This is a genomic window from Niveispirillum sp. KHB5.9 (genome assembly GCF_048066115.1).
GTDB lineage: Bacteria > Pseudomonadota > Alphaproteobacteria > Azospirillales > Azospirillaceae > Niveispirillum.
Window position 1 is genome coordinate 1 of sequence record NZ_JBLTYX010000039.1, and the last position, 19200, is coordinate 19200.

Annotated in this window: 18 protein-coding genes; 9 read left to right on the forward strand and 9 right to left on the reverse strand. The window is 61.5% G+C overall.

Features of this window, described 5'->3' with window-relative positions; all coding sequences use genetic code 11:
- Positions 1–344 precede the first annotated feature (344 nt).
- Complete coding sequence (locus ACM9HJ_RS30095) at positions 345–1505, reverse strand: iron-containing alcohol dehydrogenase (RefSeq protein WP_416575500.1); 1161 nt, start codon at positions 1503–1505, stop codon at positions 345–347.
- A 159-nt stretch (positions 1506–1664) separates the two neighbouring features.
- Between ACM9HJ_RS30095 and ACM9HJ_RS30100 the strand changes: the two genes are divergently transcribed.
- The 6 genes from ACM9HJ_RS30100 to ACM9HJ_RS30125 all read left to right on the forward strand — a co-directional run bounded on the left by ACM9HJ_RS30100 (position 1665) and on the right by ACM9HJ_RS30125 (position 9857).
- Positions 1665–2366, forward strand: a complete 702-nt coding sequence (locus ACM9HJ_RS30100; RefSeq protein ID WP_416575501.1) for a GntR family transcriptional regulator — start codon at positions 1665–1667, stop codon at positions 2364–2366.
- Between the two features lie 113 nt (positions 2367–2479).
- Positions 2480–3619 carry a helix-turn-helix domain-containing protein gene (locus ACM9HJ_RS30105; protein WP_416575502.1) on the forward strand — a complete coding sequence of 380 codons (1140 nt, stop codon included), beginning with the start codon at positions 2480–2482 and terminating at the stop codon, positions 3617–3619.
- Positions 3534–4955: an NAD-dependent succinate-semialdehyde dehydrogenase gene (locus ACM9HJ_RS30110; protein ID WP_416575525.1), complete on the forward strand. Its 1422-nt coding sequence runs from the start codon at positions 3534–3536 to the stop codon at positions 4953–4955. The genes ACM9HJ_RS30105 and ACM9HJ_RS30110 overlap by 86 nt, the downstream gene beginning before the upstream one ends.
- A gap of 9 nt (positions 4956–4964) precedes the next feature.
- Positions 4965–5900, forward strand: a complete 936-nt coding sequence (locus ACM9HJ_RS30115; protein ID WP_416575503.1) for a 3-keto-5-aminohexanoate cleavage protein — start codon at positions 4965–4967, stop codon at positions 5898–5900.
- 75 nt (positions 5901–5975) lie between these two features.
- Entirely contained in the window at positions 5976–6515 is a 540-nt protein-coding gene (locus tag ACM9HJ_RS30120) for a gamma carbonic anhydrase family protein (protein ID WP_416575504.1), read from the forward strand.
- A gap of 399 nt (positions 6516–6914) precedes the next feature.
- Positions 6915–9857: a TonB-dependent receptor plug domain-containing protein gene (locus ACM9HJ_RS30125; protein WP_416575505.1), complete on the forward strand. Its 2943-nt coding sequence runs from the start codon at positions 6915–6917 to the stop codon at positions 9855–9857.
- Between the two features lie 92 nt (positions 9858–9949).
- Here ACM9HJ_RS30125 and ACM9HJ_RS30130 read toward each other — a convergent pair whose 3' ends face one another.
- The 8 genes from ACM9HJ_RS30130 to ACM9HJ_RS30165 all read right to left on the reverse strand — a co-directional run bounded on the left by ACM9HJ_RS30130 (position 9950) and on the right by ACM9HJ_RS30165 (position 16292).
- The gene (locus ACM9HJ_RS30130; protein ID WP_416575506.1) at positions 9950–10141 is read right to left on the reverse strand and encodes a hypothetical protein; all 192 of its coding nucleotides are present in this window, start codon (positions 10139–10141) and stop codon (positions 9950–9952) included.
- A gap of 27 nt (positions 10142–10168) precedes the next feature.
- A complete protein-coding gene (locus ACM9HJ_RS30135; protein WP_416575507.1) occupies positions 10169–10948 on the reverse strand; it encodes an HpcH/HpaI aldolase family protein in 780 nt (259 codons plus the stop codon).
- Positions 10949–10952: 4 nt separating this feature from the next.
- Positions 10953–11879, reverse strand: coding sequence for a hypothetical protein (locus tag ACM9HJ_RS30140; protein WP_416575508.1), 927 nt, complete (start codon positions 11877–11879; stop codon positions 10953–10955).
- 75 nt (positions 11880–11954) lie between these two features.
- Positions 11955–12401, reverse strand: a complete 447-nt coding sequence (locus tag ACM9HJ_RS30145; RefSeq protein ID WP_416575509.1) for a nuclear transport factor 2 family protein — start codon at positions 12399–12401, stop codon at positions 11955–11957.
- Between the two features lie 65 nt (positions 12402–12466).
- Positions 12467–13393 (reverse strand): amidohydrolase family protein, encoded by a 927-nt coding sequence (locus ACM9HJ_RS30150; RefSeq protein ID WP_416575510.1) that lies wholly within the window; start codon positions 13391–13393, stop codon positions 12467–12469.
- Entirely contained in the window at positions 13390–14697 is a 1308-nt protein-coding gene (locus ACM9HJ_RS30155) for an MFS transporter (protein ID WP_416575526.1), read from the reverse strand. Before ACM9HJ_RS30155 ends, ACM9HJ_RS30150 begins: the two co-directional genes overlap by 4 nt.
- A 27-nt stretch (positions 14698–14724) precedes the next feature.
- Positions 14725–15561 (reverse strand): amidohydrolase family protein, encoded by an 837-nt coding sequence (locus ACM9HJ_RS30160; protein ID WP_416575511.1) that lies wholly within the window; start codon positions 15559–15561, stop codon positions 14725–14727.
- The gene (locus ACM9HJ_RS30165; RefSeq protein WP_416575512.1) at positions 15558–16292 is read right to left on the reverse strand and encodes an SDR family oxidoreductase; all 735 of its coding nucleotides are present in this window, start codon (positions 16290–16292) and stop codon (positions 15558–15560) included. The genes ACM9HJ_RS30160 and ACM9HJ_RS30165 overlap by 4 nt, the downstream gene beginning before the upstream one ends.
- Positions 16293–16538: 246 nt before the next feature.
- Here ACM9HJ_RS30165 and ACM9HJ_RS30170 point away from each other — a divergent pair, with 246 nt between their 5' ends.
- From ACM9HJ_RS30170 to ACM9HJ_RS30180, 3 genes are all read left to right on the forward strand, one after another.
- Positions 16539–17516 carry a zinc-dependent alcohol dehydrogenase family protein gene (locus tag ACM9HJ_RS30170; protein WP_416575513.1) on the forward strand — a complete coding sequence of 326 codons (978 nt, stop codon included), beginning with the start codon at positions 16539–16541 and terminating at the stop codon, positions 17514–17516.
- Between the two features lie 42 nt (positions 17517–17558).
- A complete protein-coding gene (locus ACM9HJ_RS30175) occupies positions 17559–17738 on the forward strand; it encodes a hypothetical protein (RefSeq protein ID WP_416575514.1) in 180 nt (59 codons plus the stop codon).
- 850 nt (positions 17739–18588) lie between these two features.
- Positions 18589–19194: a glutathione S-transferase family protein gene (locus ACM9HJ_RS30180; RefSeq protein ID WP_416575515.1), complete on the forward strand. Its 606-nt coding sequence runs from the start codon at positions 18589–18591 to the stop codon at positions 19192–19194.
- Positions 19195–19200 lie beyond the last annotated feature (6 nt).

Sequence of the window (19200 nt, forward strand, 5' to 3'; positions counted from 1 at the left end):
TCTTCATCCGACGGATCGCAAGGCGTTGATACAGTTCAGATCAATTTCGGATCAGACTCTAACCATAAAGCAAAAACCCCAGCAGCCTGTTGAGGCTGCTGGGGTTTTTGCTTTATGGTTAGATGCCATCAATTGGCGAATTCAAATAAAATCAATAACTTGGCTTCGCAGGTTCAAATCGGGTATCCAGAACCCCGCATCCAGTATGCAAACAGCGGGTACACCCAGATATGTGGGTCACTTTTCCACGCCGGACAACAGCCACCCCGGGTCAGTTCCGCGTAGAAATCAACAAACCGGGCTTTTGGGCACCGCCAATTGCGATCCTCAGGTCGGCCGGCCGGTTACCAAGCGGCTTCGAAAATTGCCCGCGCATCCGCCTCGCTGAGCTTGCGGAGATTGCGGTCAAGCAGCCGGGTAACGGACATCGCCGCCGTTGCCATGCGCGGAATGGCCTCGCGCTGGATGCCGAAATCGGACAAGCGGCGCTTAATGCCACAGGCGTCTGAGAGCCCGATGATTTTTTCAACCCCGGCCAAGGAGTCAGCTGAGTCGTCGTCGCTCTTCGGCACACCGAGGGCATGGGCGACGGCGGCATAGCGGGCAGGAGCGGCTTCGATATTGAAGCGCAATACATGCGGCAGCAGCAGCGCGTTGGCGACGCCATGCGCGATATGGAACTCGCCGCCCAGCGGGTAGGCCAATGCATGCACCGCCGCCGTATTGACCGGGCCAAGGCAGAGGCCGCCATAGAAGCTGGCGCGCATCATCGCCGAGCGTGCGACGAGGTCGGTGCCATCCTTGCAGGCGCGTTCAAGATTTCCCGCGATCAGCGAGATGCCGATCAAAGCGTAGCTGTCGATCAGCGGATGGGCGAAGCGGTTGGCATAGGCTTCGATGCAATGGGTGAGGGCGTCGAGCCCTGTTGCCGCGGTCACCGCCGACGGCATGGTGACGGTCAGTCCGGGATCGAGATAGGCGGCGTCGGGCACCAGGAAGCGGCTGACCACGCCCTTCTTCAGATCGGCGTCCTCGTCGCCCAGGATGGCAATCGGTGTGACTTCGCTGCCGGTGCCCGACGTGGTCGGGATGCAGGCCAGCCATAGATCGCGCCCGGCCACCAGATCGGTGCCAAGCACATTCTCGATGCGCTGGTTGCCGGTGGCGAGTGCCGCCACCAGCTTGGCCACGTCCATCGCGCTGCCGCCGCCCAAGCCCACAACCACATCGGCGCCGCAGCGGCGGGCGGTTTCCAGGGCGTCGTTGAATTCCGAAAGGGTGGGTTCGCCGGCCAAGTCATGCCAGAGCGTGACCTTGATGCCGGCCTTCTCCAGTTCCTCGACCAGCGGCGCACACAGAAAAAGAGTTGGCTTACCAGTGACCAGAAATACCGACCGGGTCTTCCGCCCGATGATATCCGTGGCGCATTGCTGCAAAGCGCCGGGGCCGAAATTGAGAATCCCCACATTCGCTATGGTGAGCAGCCGTTCTTCTCCCGCCGACATCGCATCCAATTTCCCTGCCAGTGTATAAGGAAAGTCTGGACAGGAGTGCGGCTGGCTACTTGCTCAGAAGGGCATTAAGGCTTGCGCGCTTGCTCGCACGCCCTGTCTTTTCGATCATTCGGAAGCCTATGATCCAGGCCATGGTGAGGAGTTACGCTTATGACGGATGATGAGGAGAAGCTTCGAGTGCAATCTGATGCCCATGCCGGTGATCCTCGGTTCAACCGATCTCCCGGCTTTGCCGAGGAGATCTTCAAGATCATCCGTGCCGACATCATGTCGCTCGCCATTCCACCCGATACGCGCATCTCAATTGATGGTCTGGCCAAGAAGCTCGGCGTCTCCCAAACGCCGATCCGCGAGGCGCTGTCCATGCTGGAAGCGATCGGCCTGGTCACCAAGCGTCATTTCGCCGGCTATTGCAGCGCGCCGCAGCTCAACCGCAAGCAGTTCGAGCATCTCTTTGAAACGCGGCTGCTGATTGAACCCTACGCTGCCAAATGCGCCGCCAACAGGATGGACGACCGGGCGATGGCCAAGTTGATCGATCTGGCGCGCGGAATGACTGCTGCTGATTCACGCGAGACCTACGATAAATTCGCCGACCAGGATTCTCAATTGCACGATCTGATCGCGACTGGCTCCGGCAATCCAATCATCCGCGACGCTTTGGCGCGATTGAATACACATTTTCATATCTTCCGTCTTCGGTTCCACAGCGGGGTCGCCACTGAGGCGGTCAATGAGCATGCAGTGTTGATTGAGGCCCTGTCGGCTCGCGATCCCGAGGCCGCAGAGGCGGCGATGCGAGAGCATCTTCAGCGCTCGTACGATCGTTTCGCTCCATTTTCCGATAATTAACCAGATTTGCCGTCGAAGCAGTCGCTCCCTCTTCGATTTTTCTTTTCATATATCCAATATCATATAGGATCCTGGGCAAGGGAGGAAACGCTCCCAGCCTAGGGAGACGCTCAGTGAATATTTTCAGCACGAGTGATCTGAATGTCCGAACACCGGTGGTGGGCTGGAACGACGCTTTCTCGGCCCGCATCGAGGCGATGGATTTCAAGCCGACCAAGCCGGATCTGTTCGCTGCGAAACTCGCCGACAGCGATCTCGGACCCTTGCGGCTGGCCCGCCTGACCAGCACGAAAACCCTGATCGAGCGGGGAGAGGCGCAAATTGCACGCCGGAGTCCGCGTTCCTATCTCATCATCCTGCTGATCGAGGGCAGCGGCGAGATCAGTCATTACGGCAATACGATCGCGTTCGACGAGGGCGACATGGTGCTGTGCGACAGCGCTGCCCCTTTGACGCTGAATTTCGGCGCTGATGTCGAAGCACTTCTGTTGCGCGTCGGTGCTTCGACCTTCAAGGAGCATTGCCCGTCGCCGGAAAGCTTCTGTGGTCTTGCCCTGCGGGGCAAGAGCGGCCTCATCGCGACGGCTACGGCGATGACTGTGAGCCTGTTCAATGAGATCGAGGCGGAACTGCCGGGCCACTACCAGGAGCGTGTTGCCCGCCATCTGCTCGACATCATCGCGACGGCTTTCACCCTGGCTCTTCCGCAGCCTTCGCCGCAATCTTCGATTGTCAGCGGCCGACATGCCAATGTGAAGCTCTTCATCGAGCAGCATCTGCGCGATCCCGAGCTGACGCCGTGCATGATCGCGTCGCGGATGAAGCTGTCGCAGCGCTATCTTAGGGCCATCTTTGCCAATGAGCAGGAGACGGTATCGGCCTATATCCTGCGCCACCGCCTGGAGCAGTGTGCCCGGCAGATCGGTGATCCCGCCTGGGCCGGCCATTCGATCACCGAGATCGCCTTCGGCTGGGGTTTCAACAGCGCCCCGCATTTCTCCCGCACCTTCCGCGACCGCTTCGACATGGCGCCGCGGGAATATCGCCGCCTCAAGCTCAACGAGGCGGAAGCGAAGTCCCAGGTCGCCCTGGGGCGCCCTTCAAACCATCAGATCGATAGCGATACAGATGAGAGCGAACCGAGCACACCTCTCCAGACCGGATCTTCTGCGTGCGCAGACCCATCATGGCGGCCAGTGGCAAGATGCCGCGTCGGGAGCGACGATCACGGTCAAGGATCCCTATACGGGTGAGATAGCAGGCAGCGTGCCGTCGCTTGGCGAAGCGGAGATCCGTGCCGCGATTGCTGCGGCGGAGAAAGCGTTTCCGCGGTGGTCGCGGACACCGAACCGCGAACGCGGTGTGCTGCTGCGGCGCTGGCTCGACCTGATCGAACGCCACAAGGAGGACCTTGCCCAGCTGATCACGCTGGAGAACGGCAAGCCGCTGAAGGAGGCGCGCGCCGAAATTGCCTATGGTTCGGGCTTCATCGAACTCTATGCCGAGGAAGCCACCCGTATCATGGGCGAGATCATCCCGCCGAACATGCCCGGTCGCCGCCTGATGGCTGAGCGTGAGCCGATCGGCGTCTGCGTTGCCATCACGCCCTGGAACTTCCCGATGGCGATGCTGACGCGGAAGATCGCGCCGGCGCTGGCCGCGGGCTGCACCATGGTTTGCAAGCCCGCCAGCGAGACGCCGCTGACCGCCCTGGCGCTGGCCGTGCTGGCGGAGGAGGCGGGCATCCCGGCCGGCGTCCTGTCCGTCGTCACCTCGGAGCCGGCCTTGTTCGGCGATATCGTCACTGCCTCCAGCGTGGTGCGGAAGATCACTTTCACCGGTTCGACGCGGGTGGGCGCCATCCTGATGTCGGCCTCTGGCCCGACCATCAAGCGGCTGTCGCTGGAACTGGGCGGCAACGCTCCGCTGCTGGTGTTCGACGACGCCGACCTTGATCTCGCGATCGAGACGGCGATGGTCGCCAAGTTCCGTAATGGCGGGCAGAGCTGCATCGCCGCCAATCGGATTTACGTCCAGCGCGGCATTTACGAGGATTTCCTGGCCGCCTTCCAGAAGCGGGTCGCGGCGCTGAAGGTGGGCGACGGCTTCGACCCGGAAACCGATATCGGTCCGCTGATCAGCAGGCGCGCCGTCGAGAAGGTCGAGGCCCATCTGGATGACGCGCTTGCGGGGGGGGCGAGGCTGATCGCCGGCGGTAAGAGTGATGGATCGCTCCTATCGCCGGCGACCCTGCTGCGCGACGTTGCCCCGAACGCCCTGCTGGCGCGCGAGGAGACCTTCGGCCCGCTGGCCGGTGTCATTCCGTTTGGGTCTTACGAGCAGGGCATCGCCATGGCCAATGACACGCCGTTCGGTCTGGCCGCATATCTTTGTTCAAGTCGTCAGGAAACCATCGCTCGAGCCAGCCGCGACCTCGAGACCGGCATGATCGGCATCAATACCGGCCTGATCTCGACCGCCTCGGCGCCGTTCGGCGGCGTCAAGCAGTCGGGTATCGGCCGCGAGGGCTCGAAGCATGGCATCGATGAGTATTTGAACTACAAATATCTGTGCCACGCCGGACTTTAGGAGCCGTCCATGCGCCAGTCGAAGAAAGTCATCATCACCTGCGCGCCGACGGGGTCGATTCACACCCCGTCAATGTCACCCCATCTGCCGATCACGCCCGACCATATCGCCCAAGCGGCGATCGAGGCGGCGGAGGCGGGAGCGGCGATCCTGCATCTCCACGCGCGCGACCCTGTGGACGGCAGGCCCAGCCCCTCGGCCGAGCATTTTGCCGCCTTCCTGCCGCGCATCAAGCAACAGACTGACGCGGTGATCAACATCTCGACCGGCGGCAGCGCGACCATGTCGCTCGACGCCCGGCTCGAAGGTGCCAAGGCGTTCAAGCCGGAAGTCTGCTCGCTCAATATGGGCCCGCTGATTTTCGACTTCAGCGGCGCTGCGGCCCGCGTCGAGAAATGGCAGCATGATTGGGAACGCGAGTATGTCGAGGGCGCGCGGGGCCGCATCATGTATAATGACAACGCCTATATCGAGCGCATCATGCGCGAGGTCGGCCAAGCCTTCGGCACCAAGTTCGAATTCGAGTGCTACGATATCGGCCATCTCTACACGCTGGCCCATTTCGCCGACAAGAAGCTGATCGAGCCACCCTTCCTGATCCAGGGCGTGTTCGGCATCCTGGGCGGCATCGGCGCCGACCCGCGCAATCTGGCACATATGGTGACCATCGCCGACAGCCTGTTCGGCGACGATTACCACTTCTCCGCCTTTGCCGCAGGAAAGAATCAGATGACTTTCTGCACCCAGAGCGCGCTGCTGGGCGGCAATGTCCGCGTCGGGCTGGAGGACAGTCTTTATATCGGCAAAGGTGAATTGGCGCAGTCGAATGCCGACCAGGTGACCAAAATTCGCACTATTCTCGAAGCGCTCGGGCTGACCATCGCCAGTCCCGATGAGGCTCGCCAAATGTTGAATCTGAAAGGTGGCGACGCCGTCGGTTTCTGAAGCGTCGAGATGGCCTTGCCTCGCCGGCGCCGTCAAAGAACCGATCTCCGACACGCCCACAGAGGAGGTGCACCAATGAACGTCCACCATGGTTTATATCGGCTTGGAGATTTTCAGCCTCAGCTTCCTGCGGATGGCGAATATTGGATCGCCCCGAATGCCGCGATTATCGGCAATGTCATACTGAACAAAAATGCCAGCGTATGGTTTGGTGCCACGATACGCGGCGACAACGAACCGATCGTGATCGGCGAGAACACCAACATTCAGGACGGATCCGTGCTTCATAGCGATCCCGGCTCGCCCTTGTCGGTTGGCGCGAATGTCACGGTCGGCCATCAGGTGATGCTGCATGGGTGCGAAATCGGCGACAACACTCTGGTTGGAATTGGCTCGATCGTTCTGAATGGGGCGAAGATCGGTCGGGGGTCTCTGATCGGCGCGAACGCGCTGGTCACCGAGAACAAGATTTTCCCCGACAATTCCCTGTTGATGGGCTCGCCGGCCAAGCTCATCCGGGTGCTCAGTGATGATGAGGCCAGGAAGCTGGCGCTCTCGGCGGAGCACTACGTCGCCAATTGGAAGCGCTTTCGGGCGGAATTGACTCCTCTCTGACAAGCCCAATCCTTGAAGGGCGGAACCAGCTCCTCCAACGTCGGCACTGTCGGACGAGGAGCCTTCGGGCCGGTCTTCTCATCGGCCACGGGTGGACCGGCTCCTCCGCTTGGCCACCGTCCCTGATTGATCCCGTGGCGCTTGGCCAGGAGCCTCAGGCACCCTTGACCATGTTGCATCGCTCGACGGATCGCCTCTGTCGTCGTGGCGCTTCCATGGAGTACCTAGCCCATCCCTCCAATCATCGCCGCCGTGCATCTCTTCCCACGGTCGTATGCGCAAGGCACGGTGCCGCGACAGGCAAGTTGCTGTCTGACGGTTCCTCTAACCTCACAATCGGAAGCCCAAGAACGTAAGCGGCAAAAGTCCGTTTTGAAGACAACAAGGGGGGGACCCGTCATGCGTATTAAAAGAACTCAAAAATTTGTCTCGACGTCGCTTTCCGCCCTGGCGGTGGCGATGTCGGTGGCGGCCCACGCCGCGGACGACCAGCCGACCGATCTGGAAGAAATCATCGTCACCGGCTCTCGCGTCAGCACGACATTCAACTCGCCGACGCCGGTCAACGTGATCGATGACGAACGCCTGAAAATGCTGGCGATCCCCGACGTTTCCACGGCGTTGAACCAGCTTCCGGCTTTCCGCGCCACCACCTCGCAGAGCACCATCCTGTTCCGCGTTACCGGCGCGATCGGCGCCAACACGCCTGATCTGCGCGGCCTCGGCGCCACCCGCACGCTGGTGCTGGTCGACGGACGACGCTTCGTGCCCAGCCTGGACAATGGCGCCGTCGACCTGAACGGTATTCCGTCCTCGATGGTGAAGCGCACCGATATTGTGACGGGCGGCGCCTCCGCTCAATATGGTGCCGACGCTGTGGCTGGTGTGGTCAATCTGATCCTCGACACCAAGCTGAGTGGCTTCAAATTCGATGCCAATGCCGGTATCAGCGGCCATGGCGACGCCAAGAACACCTCCGTTTCCGCAGCCGGCGGCACGGATTTCGCCAATGGGCGCGGCCATGTTGTCGCCGGCATCGAATATCGGCAGGATTGGGGTGTCGGCAATTGCTTTAAGCGTGACTGGTGCGCCAAGCTGACCAATTATGTACCCAACCCCGGCTATATTAACGGTGTGAGTACCAATGGTCTGCCGGCTACTTTGGTCCTCGACAATGTAAATTTCGTCTATACGCCAAACGGCGTGCTGACCAGCGCCATTAAGACCGTGAACGGGGTGAGGACGGTGCTCGGCCAACAGGTCAATCACACCGGTGCTACCGCGTTGCCAGCCTCGTTGCGCGGCTTGCAGTTCAACAACGGCGGCACCGCGCTGATCCCCTTTCAGTTTGGCAACTATCTCAGCGGCACCTTCATGCAGGGCGGCGATCAGGCCGCTTCCAATAATTGGGGCTGGGGCAATGTTCCCCTCGTCACGCCGACGTCGCATGTGTCGATGATGACGCATGGCGATTACGAGTTGACGGATAACGTCACAGCCTTTGGCGAATTCATCTATAGCCGCGTGGAGGGTGGTCCGGTACGCACAACCTGGGTCAATGCCGCGCCGGTCGGCGGTACCAACGGCATCAGCATCAACAACCCATACATCACCCCTGAGGTGCGGGCGCAGATCCTGGCGGCGGATCCCAATATTACGGCGATCAATGTCAATTCGATCCTGGTGCAGACCGGCGACACTGCTCTGGGTTCCAGCACCAACAACACGTATCGCTTCGTCGGTGGCTTGAAAGGCGAGCTCGCTGAGGATTGGCAGTGGGACGTCGCTTATGAATATGGGCTGACCGACTCCAACCTCTTCGTTGGCAACACCCGACTTTCGATGCTCGACAATCAGGCCGCCAACGCGATCACGCCACCGGCGAGCTATGCCGGGACGATCTATCGGACATCCACAGGCGCTCCGGTCATCTGTGCCTCCAGTGTGGCCAACCCGAACGATGGCTGTGTGCCGGTCAATTTCCTGGGCACCAGTCTGACGCCGGCCCAGCTTGAGAAATATATGCAGGACGAGTGGCAAACCCGGCGGATCGTGCAGCATAATGTCAGCGCTAATCTGCGGCACACCCTGTTTGAGCTGCCGGCCGGTCCTGTTAAGGCCGCGATCGGCTTCGAGTATCGCTATGACAGCGCTTCCGGCAAGGCCGACCCGCTGACCCTGGCGGGTCTGTTCACCGCGCCGCAGGTGACGGCGCTGCCGAAAGTGATCCATAAGGTGACGGAAGGCTATGCTGCGGTGAACATCCCGATCCTGTCCGATCTGCCGCTTGCCAAATCACTGACGGTGGATCTGACGGGGCGCCAGACGCATTACAGCACCTTCGGCAATGCCCACCCCTGGAAGATCGGCGTCGAGTACCAGCCGGACGACCAGATCATGTTCCGCGCTACCCGCTCCGCCGACATTCGCAAGCCGACGGCGGCGGAATCGAACCCGAACACGGTCAGCACCAATCTGCCTTTGAACGATCCGTTCGGCGGCGGCAATCATCTGATCGCCAACCTGACCGGTGGCAATCCGGCCCTGAAGCTGGAATCGGGTAAGACCACCACGCTGGGTGTCGTGCTGAAGCCGGACTTCATCCCGAACTTCCGTGTTTCGGTCGATTATTACGACATCAAGGTCAACAACGCGATCGATACGGTGACCGGTGCCAACATCCTGACCGCTTGCGCGACCCAGGACCTGCTCTGCAACCTGATCACTTTCAGCGGCGCGTACAAGGCCAGTCCGGCGGTGTCCATTCTTTCAACCTACCAGAACGTGGCCAAAGTGCTTGCTTCGGGTTACGAGATCACCTCGGATTATACGATCGAGGATGTCTATGGCGGCAATGTCGGCGTCCAGGTCAATGCGAACTATATTACCAAGCTGAGGTCGATCGGTGGCACCGGTCTGGTCACGCGCATGAACGGCGTCACCGGCAATGCCGGCTCGACCGCGGCCATCGCTGGTGTGCCGACCTACAAGATCGATGCCGTGATCAGCTATGTTCAGCCGAAATGGGCGGTCTCGACCCATCTGCGCTATATCCCGCAGAGCATCCTCGATCCGAACAAGATCGGGCCGACCCAGGCCGGTTACGACATCAACAACCCGCGCAGCGCCAATATCAACACGGTCAGTTCTGTTTTTTACGTCGATCTGTCGGGCTCGTTCCGTCCCTATCAGTTCAGCGATGGTTTGGAGTCCGAGATCTACTGGGCGGTCAACAATGTGGGTGATGTCGCCCCGCCGCCCGAATTGCGCCTGTTCGGCAACCCGCTGCAATATGACCCGATCGGCCGTGCCTTCCGCCTCGGCGTGAGAGCAAAATGGTGATGTGACCCGATCTTCCAGAACGTGGCGTGAAGTGAAGCACGCCACGCTCAGGTAAGCTGACCGCGATGGCTTCTCAGTCATCGCGGTCTTTTTTATGCCGAGGCGATATGGGCGGTGGAGGACACATGGAGCAAGTCAGCAGATGCCCAGGCCCGGCCCAGCATCACGTCCTTGGCCTCCATCGCCATCATGCGCACCACATTGCCAACCGGATAAATTCTGAGAGCGGAAAACTCAAACGCATCGGGGATCTTGGCGCGCCAAGATCCCCGATCAACAATCATCCTTTGATGCAGGCAGTGCCTTAATATTTAGGCGGCACTGTCAAACGCCCTCCGGACCGCCAGCGCCCCTTGGCGCAGCATGCCCTGGTCGGAGGAGACCAGGAACGCGTTCACCCCATGCTTCCCCAACGCCGCAATATCGGGATCATCGCCTGAGCCGATATGCGCAATGAGCGGGATGTTATGCCGCTTCGCCGCCGCGCCGATACGTTCGACAATCGCGGTGATCATCGGGTCTTTCACATGGGGGGCGCCGAGCCGGGCCGACAGATCGCCGCGGCCGATGAAGGCGGCCGTCAGGCCCTCGACGGCGAAGATCTCGTCGAGCTGGTCGATGGCTTCCGGGTCCTCGATCATCGCGACGATTGAGGTCGAGGCATCGGCCGACTTGATATGGTCGACGAAGCCGCGGGCGCCGTAGTTGCCGGCGCGGGGAGAGTTGGAGAAGCCGCGCGTTCCGCCCTGATAGCGGCAGAGCGAGACGATGTTGCGCAGCGTCTCGGCGCTTGCCACATGCGGCACCAGGACGCCGGCGGCGCCGCAGTCCAGCGCGTTGAGGATTTCGCCTTCGTGGGGCACGCGTACGACACTGGCGATGCCGGCGGCGCGGGCGGCCATCATCATCGTATCGATGTCGCCGCGCGTGAAGGGCGCGTGTTCCGCATCGACCACCACAAAATCGAAACCTGCGCCGCCAAGAATCTCGGTGGCGTGACCGGTCGCGGTTTTCAGGAAGGTGCCGAGCAGGCGCTCGTGACCTGCCAGCCGGGCGCGGAAGCGGCCCGGCACATCATCATAGGCGGCCATTCCGTTAAGCCGCCGGCGGAGCTGGATATTCGTCGGCGTTCAACACCCAGCCCTCCATATCGGAGAAATCGCGCCGTGGCGGCGAGAAGATGTCGACCAACAGATTACCTTGCGGCTCTATCCCCGCCGAAGTGTGCAGCGCCATCGGAGGAATCACCGCAACGGATGGGGCCGGACAGGTGACATGTTCGTCATCGCGCCATTCGGACAGCTTGGCCGTCCATGGCCAGCGCAGATGGTGGACGTAGGTGCCGCCCATCGCCAGCGAGCATTGCTCAAAATCATCGTGGAAATGCGGCGACAGCTTGTTCGGGTCGCGCGCCGGGGCCGGTTCGAACACATTGACCATGAAGGTCGTGCAGCGCCAGATACGGCCGAAACGACCTTCCTTCCTGGGCACGTTCAGATCGTAAGTACGGATCTTGAAACCGGTGGGTGGTGCTGGCCACAGTTGCAGCGGCGGGATGTTCGGCGCCTGCTGCCTGTAGGTGTCGGCATTCGGGCAGAGCGCTGCCAGATCCTTCGAGGCGGTGGTGAACAGGCGGACGATTTCGCCGCCGTTCGGGACCGTGATCCTGCTGTCGCCCGGCGGGACGATGGTCAGGCTCTCGGCAGCGATGTTGATTTCCTCGCCGCCGGCCGCCACCGTCGCGGTCGGCTCCTTGGCCTCGATCAGCAGAACATATTCGTCCACTTGGCCTTGGCGCTCGAAGACGCCGCCGGGCTTGGCGAGTGTATAGGCGATGATGAAGTTCTGGCCGCGCACCAGCCAGGTCTTGCCGTTTGCATCATCGATTTGCGGAGGGCTCTGCCCGAACAGAGCGTAGGAGGAGGCGCCGAAGCCGTTTCCGCTGGTCGGCAGCGCCGAAGCCTTGGCCGTGGCGAGTTTCGATCTCGGGTCGGCGTCGGCATACATCGTCTGGGTGGCCATGATCGGCTCTCCTTGAGGGAGTGAAAGTCCAAGCCTCCAACAGCGGACAACGCCGCTGCTTGCCTCAAGCGGCAATTACAGTTTGGGATTGGTGACCGGCGCGCCGCCTTCGAACCAATGCTCGAAACGACGATAAGTGCACAGCCAGCGATCACCGACGCGCTTATATTTATCTGTCAGCAGCACGATGGCGATCGGCGGCGCCGACGGCAGGACCTTCACGCCATCCGCAGCGTAGAGAAGCATATAGCAGCTGCTCTCGGCGGTGTCGGCGCCGGTGAACCAGGCACGGAAATTGGTGATGCTGTGCATGGCGAGGCGCGGTCCATTGTCGATGCGCCACTTATAGAATTGCCGGATCTTTTCCTTGCCCTCATAGGAGCTCTTCGGGCCATGGAACACGGCATCGTCCGTGTAGTAATTATGGGCATCGAGACCGCCGTTGGTGTCGACCTCATACCAATAATCGGCGAGCTGCTGTTGCAGTTCAAAAACCAGTTCGGCGTTTTTCGGATCGTACATGCAAGTCGTCCTTAAGGTGGCGGGGCGTGCTCGATACTCTATGTCGCACGCGACAAGCGGCTTGATCAAAGAGGCAAGGATGCTTGCCCATAGACCCGGGCGGCATTGTCATGCAGGAAATTGCGGGCCTCGTCCCCGGTGAGGAAGTCGGCGGCGGCGCGCGCCATCGCTGTCTTTTCCTCATAGGACCATAGCATGCTCTGGCCGATATCCGACCCCCACATCACCCGGTCGGGACCGAAGCTGTCGACCATGCGGCGCACAAGGTGAGCGCTGCGGACATTGGCCGCGACCAGACGCTCCATGTTGATCTCGGTGATCTTGAAATGGACGTTGGGCACGTCCTCGAACAGGGCGATGGTCTTGTCGATGCCGAAATGCGGCGGAGGTGGCATCACCACCTTTTCGCCAGCGTCCTCGGCCAGCTTCACCTCGTACTGGGTCATGCCATAAGGCATCGCACCATGGTCCAACAGGATCGGCAGATCGGGGAACTGTCTTGCCAGGATTTTGACCAACGGCAGAAGGTAGGGGAGCTGGTTCATGAACAGGATCAAGGTCAGCGGCGTGCCGAGATCGGCGCAGGCCTTCCACACCTCCATCGCCACCGGCGAACACAGCCAGCCCGTATCGAGGATCCACGGCCGCGATACCGCCATGCGGAAGCCGCGCACGTGCCGGTGCTTGACCATGTTGCGATAAGCCTGCGGCGTCGCCGGATTCTCGGGGTCGAGGATGACGACCGGATGCAGGCGCTTGGGGTGCAGCGCGGCGGAGTCGATGATGTAGCTATTGTCATAGCCATACAGATGGCCGCGCTGCACCAGGCAGGCCTCGGCAACGTTCTGCGCATCCATCATCGCGATGAAGGCATCGACCGTGACTGAATAGTTCGGCCGCTCCGGCGTCGGCAAGTCATGGGTGAAGGGCTGCGCCTTGTAGCGGTCCCAATCATCCGAGACCAAATGGGCGTGCGTATCGAACAGTTTCACCGCGCTGCCTCCGTCTTGGCCGCCGGGCTTTCGCCGGCCGGCCCACCGATTTCGTCCAGGGAGATCAGCTTCCGGCCTGCGGTCTCGGGCAGCAGCATGGTGGCGACCAATCCGAGCAGCACGCCGACGATCGCCATGATCGCCATGGCAGCACTCAGCACCATGGAGTCCGAGATGTACGCTACCGAAAAGATGAAGAATGCGCCGCAGGCCCGGCCGAAATTATAGGAGAAGGACTGTCCGGAGCCGCGCAGCTCGGTCGGAAACAGTTCGGTGAAATAGGGGCCGAACGAGGCATACATGCCGAACTGGAAGAAGCCGTAGCACATTCCGGCCGGGATCAATGTCCACAGCGAGCTGCCGAGCGGCATGAACAGATAGAAGGACGCGGTCAGTATGAAGCCGAGGCTATAATATCGGAATACCTTGCGCCGCCCGATACGGTCGCTGATATAGGCGTTGGTCAGGATGCCGGCAATGCCGCCCGCGCTCAGCAACAGCACACAGATGCCCGCCATCGAGGACGTCAGGCCGCGTTCCAGGGTGAGAAACGAGGTGGTGTAGTTGGCGACCGCGAAAGCGCCCCCCTGTACGCCGACCGACAACAGCGCGGCGGGCAGGGTGATCCGCAGCATGCGGGGCGCGAAGATGTCGAGAATGCCGGCCTGACGTCCCTTTTCGGCAGCGCGTCGCTTTGCCTGCTTGAAGACCTCGGCATCATCTGAACCGCGTCGAACAAAGAAGATCAAGCCGGCGGGGGCGATGCCAGCCCAGAAGGCGACGCGCCAGCCGAGATCCGGCGGGAAGGCGGCGGCGACAGGGCCGGCCAGCAGGGCGGCGAAACAGGACCCGATGGCGGCGCCGCTCTGCACCGTGCCAAGCGCCTTGCCGCGATGCTGGGGGGCCACCAGCTCGCCCAACAGCACCGCGCCGACGGCCCATTCGGCGCCGAAGCCGATGCCTTGCAGTATACGGGCGACCAACATTTGATCGAAATTCTGGGCGAAGCCGGAGACGAAGGAGAAGAAAGAGAACCACAGGATGGTTAGCTGCAGGATGCGGGCGCGGCCATAGCGGTCGCACAGCCAGCCGCCGACCCAGCCGCCGATTGCGGCGGCGAAGTAATTGGCGCTGGCGATTACCCCGGCTTCCTTGAGCGTGATGCCCAGTCCGGCGACGAGCAGCGGTATCATGTACTGATAGAGAAGGCCGTCGGCCGAATCCATCGCCCAGCCGGCCCAGCAGGTCCAGAAGACCCGGCGGGTGCGCCTATCCGCTTCACGGTACCAAGAGGTCATGGACACTTCATCCAATCCTTATTCTTATGGGCCTCAGGCGAAATAGAACTTCAGCGCCGTGTTGGACAAAGCGCGCCGCGTGGCGGGATCGGGCGCCCAGGCATTCAGCTGCGCCAAAGCCCGGTCATAGGTCATGCGGCCCTCATAGCCGACGAAGGGCGCATCGCTGCCCCACAGCAGCCGTTCAGCACCGACGCGATTGAACAATTCCGCCGCGATCGTTTCACCGATCCGTTCCGAAGGGGAAAAATCCGGTTCGCGCCAGGTTTCCGGCCCGGCCAGTCGGAAAGCCGCCGCCAGTTTGATCCAGGTCCGGCCGCGCTGGACGGCCTCGACACCGGCCAACCAGCCGGGGCAGGAGACACCCAGGTCGGGCTCCGGATGCGCGAAATGATCGAGGACGATCTTGATGCCGGCTTTCTCCATCAGATCCAGTATCGGCGGCAGGCGCCGGGATTCGAGGGCCAGATGCACATGCCAGTCCAGATCGCGCACTCTACGCAGCAACAGCCGGTAAGCGTCGCTGGTAAGATCCGGCAACACCTCCTTGCGAACCAGTTGAAGGCGAATGCCGACCACCCCTTCGTCGCGCATCCGCCTCAGCGTGTAGAAATCGGTGTCCGGCGCCACGATCGCGGTGGCCCGCAGACGGCGGCTGAAGAGCGGCGCGCCTATCGTATATTCGTTATAGGTGCCGGAAATGCTCAGCCCCGACAGCACGCCGAAATGGATGCCGTACCGGTCGAGATCGGCCAGGTAATCGGTGTAGGTGTAGTCATAGTTCGGAGCGGCCCAGGCGCCGCTGACCAGCGGCAGATCACGCGTAAAGACATGTGCGTGGCAGTCCACAATCGGCGCATCGCTCGTCATCGAGCCCCCGCCACATCGATATTGGAGCCGGAGATGTAGGAAGCGCGATCGGAGACCAGGAACATGACGGTGGCGGAGACTTCCTCAGGCTTGCCGATCCGCTGCATCGGCAGCCCATCGCGGATCGCGTCCATGCGGCCCGGCGCATGGATTTCGGTCTCGATGGGGCCGGGCGACACGGCATTGACGCGGATGCCTTCGCGGGCGACCTCCTGGGCCAGGCCGATATTGAGCGCGTCGATGCCGCCTTTTGAGGCGGCATACCAGACATGTTGCTTGGGCGAACCCAGCTTGCCGGCCCGCGACGAGATCAGCACGATCGCTCCACCCTGGCCGCCGCGTTGCGTCGACATGCGGTTGATCGCTTCGCGGCAACTCCACAGGGCGCCGGTCAGGTTGACGGCGATGACCCGTTCGAGGGTTTCATCGGGCTGGTCGGCCAGCAGGCCCACCGCGCCGGTGATGCCGCCATTGTAGCAAAGCACCGACAGGCGGCCATGCTTGTCAGCCTCGGCGAATATGCGCTTCACATCGTCGGCATTGCCGGTATCGGCTTGGACGGCGGCGGCTTTCCCGCCTTTGGCCTCGATCTCCTTGACCACCTTCTCGGCGGAGTCGGCCCGGCCGGCATAGGTCAGCAGCACGAAATAGCCTTGTTCGCCGGCATCCTTGGCGATCGCAGCACCGATGCCGCGGCTGCCGCCGGTGAGGAGGAAGACACCCTTGCTCATCGTTTTGCGATCTCCTTGTTGTTGCTATGTCACCCTAACCTCGGGGCGGCGGCAAACTTGCCTGCATCGGTACTGCCATTTGAGACTTCGTCAGATCGATGGGCCGGATAGGTTATCAAACGCTGCCGTGCGAGCTAAGTGCGACCGACACCTGCGCAGTACGCTGGATGTGCGTTCAAAGATGGCGAAGCGCCCACCGCCGAAGGTCACTTTGCCGAACTGGCGGGCAATCCTGGAGAAACTGACATGAAGACCTGGATCCTTCCCACCGAAGGCAGTGGCCTCGTTCTGACCGACAGGCCTTCCAGAGCGCCAGGCGACACCGAACTCAAGATCCGCATGCGGGGTTGGTCGCTCAATTACCGTGATGGTGGCGTCGCCAAAGGGCGCGTGCAGCGCGACACCATTCCGCTGTCCGACGGTGCGGGCGAAGTCGTCGCGGTCGGATCGCGGGTGACGCGCTTCAAGGTCGGTGACCGCGTGGCCAGCACCTTCTTCCAGAACTGGATCGGCGGCCCGATGCGAGCCGACGTGCCGGGATCAGATCTCGGCGGGCCGATTGACGGCGTGCTGGCCGAGGAAGTGATCCTGTCCGAGCAGGGCGTGGTCCCGATCCCCGATCATCTGTCCTATGCCGAAGCGGCCTGTCTTCCCTGCGCTGGCGTGACCGCCTGGAACGCGCTGTTCGAGATTGGACGGATCGGTCCCGGCAAAAGCGTGCTGCTGCTCGGCACCGGCGGCGTGTCGGTCTTCGCGCTGCAATTCGCCAAGCTGGCGGGAGCGAAAGTGACCATCATCTCGTCGTCGGATGAGAAACTCGCCCGCGCCCGCGCACTCGGCGCCGACAAGACGATCAATTACAAAACCCACCCCGATTGGGAGAAGGAGGTTGGCCAGCCTGTCGATCTCGTGCTCGAAGTCGGCGGTCCCGGCACCATGCCGAAGTCACTGGCCAGCGTCGCCAGTGGCGGCACCATCGTCGTGATCGGCGCCGTCGGCGGCCGCGAAGGGGCGGGCTTCGAGCCCTTGGCGCTGATCCGGCGTTCAATCCGCGTCCAAGGCATCTTCGTCGGTTCGCGCCTGATGTTCGAAGACATGAACCGCGCCATCGAGGTGCACAAGCTCATGCCGGTCATCGATCGCGTCTTCCCGTTCGAGGAGGCTAGGGAAGCTTATGCCCATCAAGCATCCGCCACCCATTTCGGCAAGGTAGCCATCGCATGAAGCAGGTGGCATGGGGCGGCATTGGGAAGCACGACGGAGGAAATGCGCGTCATTCCCGCGGACAGGCTGTTGGAACGGCGTTCTTCATTGCCGGCCGTTCAGTCAAGCCTGTGGCTGGCCCAGCCGATGCGGCCGATCATGGATGGCTGGGTCATCACTGCCGACGGCCTGCTGTCCCCCGGGAATTTCGACGCCGTACCGGCGATCATCGGCCCCAATTAAGGATGAGGGTCGGTTCTTCGCGCCGCGCATGGGGGTAAGGGCATGATATGTGCCTACGTAGGAGTGATGCCATGTCGATGGCGTCCGGTGGCAGCACATAGGGGAACGAAGAAGCGGGATAAACATCTCGCCCGGCGCCGCTCCGTCGCCGCAGGTGAGACAATCGGCGGATACCTCGGAATGCCGGGGCTACTTATTGATGCTTGCCAATATTGTCCGGAAGAATCGGCCCGTTTCGAACTTCAGTCAACATGCGGCAAGTTCAACCAGTTTGGTTGTTTGGCGAGAATATAAATGTCAGATATTCACGGATAAATTGTCATACCATCGGTTGAGGCGAGCCCCCGCATCCAACCTGACAAAGAAAAGCCCACGTAACATCAATATGTTACGTGGGCTTTGTTTTTGGGGTTTGCTTTTGCTATCGCTCGGTATCTATCAAAATCAACAACTTAGCTGTGCAAGTTCAAATCGGGGGTGCCTACATCCGCATCCAACATACCGGGACGCTGTGGTCACCAGTTGGAGCCTCCGGCAAACTTGGCGCGGTTCAGAGGGTGATGATTGAATTCTGAAGGGTAGTGCCTCCGTTCGGCGTTGTCACGCTCTGATCATTTCTGTTGATGCTGTTCGATCGACGGAGCATTTCCCGTCGTTGAAGGATTCCACGGAATGCTGACGGCGTGCGCCTCTATGCGGCTATTTCTTATGTTCGCGTTGTTATTTGTCAGCGCGGCGGGCACCGGCGGAAACCGGACGTACAGCATAGCTTCCGTACTGGTGGGAAAGCCTAGTATCGCGCAGCGGCGCTACCATGCCGGATCGATATGACAGTTTCGGGAAATCCACAATGTTGACCTTATGGGGCCGGGCCAATTCATCCAATGTCCAGAAAATCATCTGGGCCTGTGCCGAAATCGGCCTGTCCTTCGACCGCATTGATCTGGGTGGGCCGTTTGGCGGCCTGGATGATCCGACTTATCTGGCCATGAACCCCAATGGCCGTATCCCGACCATCAAGGATGGGGATGTGGTTCTGTGGGAATCCAACGCCATCCTGCGTTATCTGGCGGCCCGCCACCCGCAGCCGCTTCTGCTGCCCGCCACGCTGGCGGCGCGCGGTGTGGTGGATCAGTGGTTGGACTGGCAGATGGTGTCGCTGGGGATCGGCCTGCGTGATGTGATGCAGACCCGGTCACAGGCCGGCAGCCCGGCGGCACAGGCGGCGGAAACACAGGTGGCCGGGCAGTTCACCCTGCTGGATGCGCGGCTGGCCGGCTCGACCCATGTTGCCGGCGATGACTTCACCATCGCGGACATCGCGGCGGGGATCAGCGCGCATCGCTGGCTGGCCCTGCCCATCGACCGGCCGGCGCTTCCGGCCCTGTCCCGCTGGTATACCGGGCTGCGCGCCCGCCCGGCCTTTGCCGCCGTGGCGGCCCTGCCGACGCGCTGACCTTGG

Coding starts and splice junctions, on each gene's coding strand:
- ACM9HJ_RS30095 (WP_416575500.1), bottom strand. CDS start 1,505: ATGTCGGCGGGAGAAGAACGGCTGCTCACCATAGCGAATGTGGGGATT.
- ACM9HJ_RS30100 (WP_416575501.1), top strand. CDS start 1,665: ATGACGGATGATGAGGAGAAGCTTCGAGTGCAATCTGATGCCCATGCC.
- ACM9HJ_RS30115 (WP_416575503.1), top strand. CDS start 4,965: ATGCGCCAGTCGAAGAAAGTCATCATCACCTGCGCGCCGACGGGGTCG.
- ACM9HJ_RS30120 (WP_416575504.1), top strand. CDS start 5,976: ATGAACGTCCACCATGGTTTATATCGGCTTGGAGATTTTCAGCCTCAG.
- ACM9HJ_RS30125 (WP_416575505.1), top strand. CDS start 6,915: ATGCGTATTAAAAGAACTCAAAAATTTGTCTCGACGTCGCTTTCCGCC.
- ACM9HJ_RS30130 (WP_416575506.1), bottom strand. CDS start 10,141: ATGATTGTTGATCGGGGATCTTGGCGCGCCAAGATCCCCGATGCGTTT.
- ACM9HJ_RS30135 (WP_416575507.1), bottom strand. CDS start 10,948: ATGGCCGCCTATGATGATGTGCCGGGCCGCTTCCGCGCCCGGCTGGCA.
- ACM9HJ_RS30140 (WP_416575508.1), bottom strand. CDS start 11,879: ATGGCCACCCAGACGATGTATGCCGACGCCGACCCGAGATCGAAACTC.
- ACM9HJ_RS30145 (WP_416575509.1), bottom strand. CDS start 12,401: ATGTACGATCCGAAAAACGCCGAACTGGTTTTTGAACTGCAACAGCAG.
- ACM9HJ_RS30160 (WP_416575511.1), bottom strand. CDS start 15,561: ATGACGAGCGATGCGCCGATTGTGGACTGCCACGCACATGTCTTTACG.
- ACM9HJ_RS30165 (WP_416575512.1), bottom strand. CDS start 16,292: ATGAGCAAGGGTGTCTTCCTCCTCACCGGCGGCAGCCGCGGCATCGGT.
- ACM9HJ_RS30170 (WP_416575513.1), top strand. CDS start 16,539: ATGAAGACCTGGATCCTTCCCACCGAAGGCAGTGGCCTCGTTCTGACC.
- ACM9HJ_RS30175 (WP_416575514.1), top strand. CDS start 17,559: ATGCGCGTCATTCCCGCGGACAGGCTGTTGGAACGGCGTTCTTCATTG.
- ACM9HJ_RS30180 (WP_416575515.1), top strand. CDS start 18,589: ATGTTGACCTTATGGGGCCGGGCCAATTCATCCAATGTCCAGAAAATC.